Source organism: Vibrio sp. 1557, from assembly GCF_033340175.1.
GTDB classification, from domain to species: Bacteria; Pseudomonadota; Gammaproteobacteria; order Enterobacterales; family Vibrionaceae; genus Vibrio; species Vibrio alginolyticus.
Map to the genome: position 1 here is coordinate 1 of NZ_JAWOVZ010000060.1, position 3,761 is coordinate 3,761.

The 3,761-nt window shown below is 58.7% G+C and carries 3 protein-coding genes, 1 tRNA gene and 1 pseudogene; all 5 read right to left on the reverse strand.

Going from position 1 to position 3,761, the window contains the following annotated elements; genetic code table 11:
• A partial coding sequence (locus R7070_RS24435) for a DMT family transporter (protein WP_000679421.1) occupies positions 1–217 on the reverse strand: 217 nt, incomplete at its 3' end.
• A gap of 96 nt (positions 218–313) precedes the next feature.
• Positions 314–592, reverse strand: a pseudogene (locus R7070_RS24440) (hypothetical protein); the annotation flags it as partial.
• Entirely contained in the window at positions 582–1,355 is a 774-nt protein-coding gene (locus R7070_RS24445; protein WP_079325032.1) for an ABC transporter ATP-binding protein, read from the reverse strand. The gene R7070_RS24445 and the pseudogene R7070_RS24440, both read right to left, overlap by 11 nt.
• Before the next feature lie 82 nt (positions 1,356–1,437).
• Positions 1,438–3,225, reverse strand: coding sequence for an ABC transporter ATP-binding protein (locus R7070_RS24450; protein WP_079325030.1), 1,788 nt, complete (start codon positions 3,223–3,225; stop codon positions 1,438–1,440).
• Positions 3,226–3,465: 240 nt separating this feature from the next.
• Positions 3,466–3,550: transfer RNA gene (locus R7070_RS24455), tRNA-Tyr, on the reverse strand.
• Between the last annotated feature and the right edge of the window lie 211 nt (positions 3,551–3,761).

Here is a 3,761-nt window from a genome sequence, read left to right on the forward strand (position 1 = left end):
CTGTAATTATGACGACGCCGAGTCCCGACCAGACTGCATAAGCAACACCGACAGGGATGGATTTCAGAACCAGAGAAAGAAAATAAAATGCGATGCCATAACCGATTATGACAACGGCGGAAGGGGCAAGCTTAGTAAAGCCCTCGCTAGATTTTAATGCGGATGTTGCGATTACTTCGCCAACTATTGCGATAACAAGAAAAAGCCAGCCTTTCATGATATATCTCCCAATTTGTGTAGGGCTTATTAGAGCCATTTCCGAGCTGGTGACGATCAAATCGGGCTTCAGCTCGGCAATAGCTTCCAGGCTTGGGGCGACGCGGGTACCCACGTTGGCGATGCCCTCCGGCAGCGCTGGTTCCTTCACCCAGGTGCGATAGCCTGTCAGATCAGCGACGCCAACAGGCGCTACGTCCAACAGTAACAGCGATTCGGTAGCGGCCCAATTCAGAGTCACAATACGCTTGGGTGGTTCATCCAGCGTCAGCGTGCCGCCCTCGTGTTGCCAGGAGCCGGCGTGGGCGGTTGATGAGGTAAACAGCAGCCAACAGACAGCTGCGATGCGCCTGGCGCGCCGGGTATCAATGAACATAAGACACCCACTGCCCGGGTGCCCGCTCCATCACGCCCATGCCAACGCCATAAATGCTTTCCAGCACCTGGCTGTCCATGATGTCCTTGGGCGAACCGTCAGCAACGACCCGGCCCGCTTTCAGAGCCACCAGTCGATCACAGAAGCGCGCTGCCAGGTCTACGTCGTGAAGCACGACCACCACGGTGAGCTCCCGTTGCTCGGCCAGTTGATGAACAAGCCGAAGGGTTTCGACCTGGTGTTTCACATCCAGCGCTGAGATGGGCTCATCCAGCAGCAGGCAGCGGGTTTGTTGGGCCAGCAGCATGGCAATCCAGGCTCGCTGACGCTCGCCGCCAGACAGAGTATCCACGGATCGATGCTGGAAGGGGCGCAGGTCCGTATCGGCAATGGCCTGGTCGATCAGGTGCTGGTCTTCGTCGGTGTAGCGCCCCAGCGGGCCGCGCCAGGGGTAGCGGCCAAGGGCAACCAGTTCGCGAACTGTCAACCCATCCGTAGCGGGCGGGTGTTGGGGCAGGTAGCCCACGATGCGGGCAAATTCCCGGGCGCCGAAATTCTGGCTGGCCCGGGACTGCAACTCGACCTCGCCATCGGTGGCCGTCATCTGTCGGGCGAGGGTTTTCAGAAGCGTCGATTTGCCCGAACCGTTGTGGCCGAGCAGAGCGGTGACCTGCCCCTCCTGGAACGTCATATTGACCCGGTGCAGGATGTCGGTGTCGCCGATGCGCACCGCAAGATCGCGAACTTCAAAAAACGCTGGCATTCAGATTCCCCCCAAGTGAGAGCGGCAGGATAATCTAAATGCGAATTACTATCAATGAATTGTCGTTGGGTTGCCTTCCAAATTATGCCTGCCCGGTCTGCACCCGCCACTGGGCCGCGTAGGCGCCACCTTTTTCGATCAGCGCCTGATGGGTGCCCTGTTCCACTACCTGCCCCTGGTCGACCACCGCGATGGTGTCGGCCTCCACAATGGTGGACAGACGGTGGGCTATCATGATCACCGTGCGATTGTGCCCGATGCGTTTCAGGGAGCGCTGAATGGCCGCTTCGGTTTCGTTGTCCACGGCGCTGGTGGCCTCGTCCAGCACCAGAATGGGCGGATCTTTCAGCAGGGCGCGGGCCAGGGACAACCGCTGGCGCTGACCGCCAGACAGGCGGATGCCGCGCTCCCCGACGGCCGTATCCAGCCCTTCTGGCAAGGCCTGGATGAACGACCAGGCCTCGGCGGTGCGAGCCGCTTCGATAATCTGTTCTTCGGTGGCGTCCGGTTTGCCATAGGCCAGGTTATCCCGAATGCTGCCTTCAAACAGGTACACGTCCTGGCTGACCAGGCCAATGGCATTGCGCAGGGACTGGAGACTCACCTCGCGAATGGGCTGGCCGTCGATGCGGATATCGCCGTGGCTTGGGTCGTAGAAGCGCAGGAGCAGTTTGATCAGTGTAGATTTGCCAGAGCCGGTGGCGCCCACCAGGGCCAGGGTATTGCCCGCCGGGACGTTCAGGCTGATGCCCTCAATACCCGCGCCGCTGCTGGGGTAGCGGAAACTGACGTTGCTGAATTCGACCGCGCCTCGAACCGGCTCAGGCAGGGCTTTTCCGGCCTCGTCCCGCACGTTCACCGGCTCGGCGAGCAGGTCGAGAATGCGCCGGGTGCTGGCCATGGCGCGCTCAAACAGGTCAATCACTTCCGCGAGGCCCGTCAGCGGCCACAGCAAGCGCTGAGTCAGGAACACCAGCACGCCATAAGCGCCCACGTTCAGGTTGCCGTTCAGGGCCATCATGCCGCCCACGGTGAAGGTGGCCAGAAAGCCGGCCAGAATGGCCATGCGGATCACTGGAATGAACGCCGAGCTGATACGAATGGCCCGCCGGTTGGCGTCTACATAGGCTTCGCTGGCGTCTTTAAGGCGCTGGGCTTCACGAAGTTCGGCGGTGAAGCTCTTGATGGTGGCGATGCCGCCCAGGTTGTTGGCCAACCGGCTGGACAGGTCGCCGACTTTCTCACGCACGTCGGCGTACAGCGGCCCGGCTTTGCGTTGGAAGTAAAAAGCGCCCCAGATGATCAGGGGGATCGGGGTGAACGCCAGCAGGGCGATCAGCGGCGACAGCACGAAGAACACGGCACCGACGGCAACCACGGTGACCAGCACCTGAATCATGGCGTTGGCGCCACCGTCGAGGAACCGCTCCAACTGGTTAACGTCGTCATTCATCGTAGCCACCAGCTGGCCTGAGCTGCGGGCTTCAAAGAAGCTCATGTCGAGGCGCTGGGCGTGTTCGTAGGCGTCTTGTCGCAGGTCAGATTGCAGCCGCTGGGCCAGGTTGCGCCAGAGAATCTGGTACAGATACTCGAACAGGGATTCGCCGGCCCAGATGAAGAAGGTGAGTACGGCCAGAATGGTGATCTGTTCCTGGGCGGTTTCAAAGCCGAGGCCCGCGACGAAGCTTTCTTCTTTGTTGACGACCACGTCGATGGCAACACCGATCAGGATCTCCGGCGCGATGTCGAACAGTTTGTTGATGATGGAGCAGGTGGCGGCCGCGATAATCCGGCGGCGGTAGCCCCGGGCGTATCGGAGCAGGCGGCCTAGGGCGGCAAAACTGCTGGTATGCTGGCTGGTTGATGGCATGGTCCGCATCCTTCTGGCTGGCGTGTTGCTCCCTGCCGGGGAGCGTGCTGCAGGATTAAAAGGCGGAAGGGTAGCGGATTCCAGCGTTTATTAAAACAGAATCATTTTCACGGGTATGCCACTCGGGAACCCCTCCAGGGTGTTTTCCTAATCTTTTACAAGAAGAGGCTTGAATGAAGTTTTCCCAACGCATCAATCAAGTTTTGCTCTCACAAGAACTTATTGTCTCACAAGAAAATATGGTGGAGGGGGACGGATTCGAACCATCGAAGGCGGAGCCGGCAGATTTACAGTCTGCTCCCTTTGGCCACTCGGGAACCCCTCCAGGGTGTTTTCCTAATCTTTTACAAGAAAAGGCTTAACTGACGTTTTCCCAACACATCAATCAAGTGCGGAGCGCATATTATCAAACTCGGACTTTGTGTAAACCCTTTTTTTGTCTTTTTGAATTGAATGCTGGGGTATAGGAAGTATAAACCACCTTTTTGCTCCTCATCCGAAGTATCTTACCTGAAATTCCCTCACTCGTTTACCGC

Bases quoted from the DNA above. Each gene is read 5' to 3' on its own strand.
- R7070_RS24450 (WP_079325030.1), bottom strand. From the start codon at position 3,225: ATGCCATCAACCAGCCAGCATACCAGCAGTTTTGCCGCCCTAGGCCGC.
- R7070_RS24445 (WP_079325032.1), bottom strand. From the start codon at position 1,355: ATGCCAGCGTTTTTTGAAGTTCGCGATCTTGCGGTGCGCATCGGCGAC.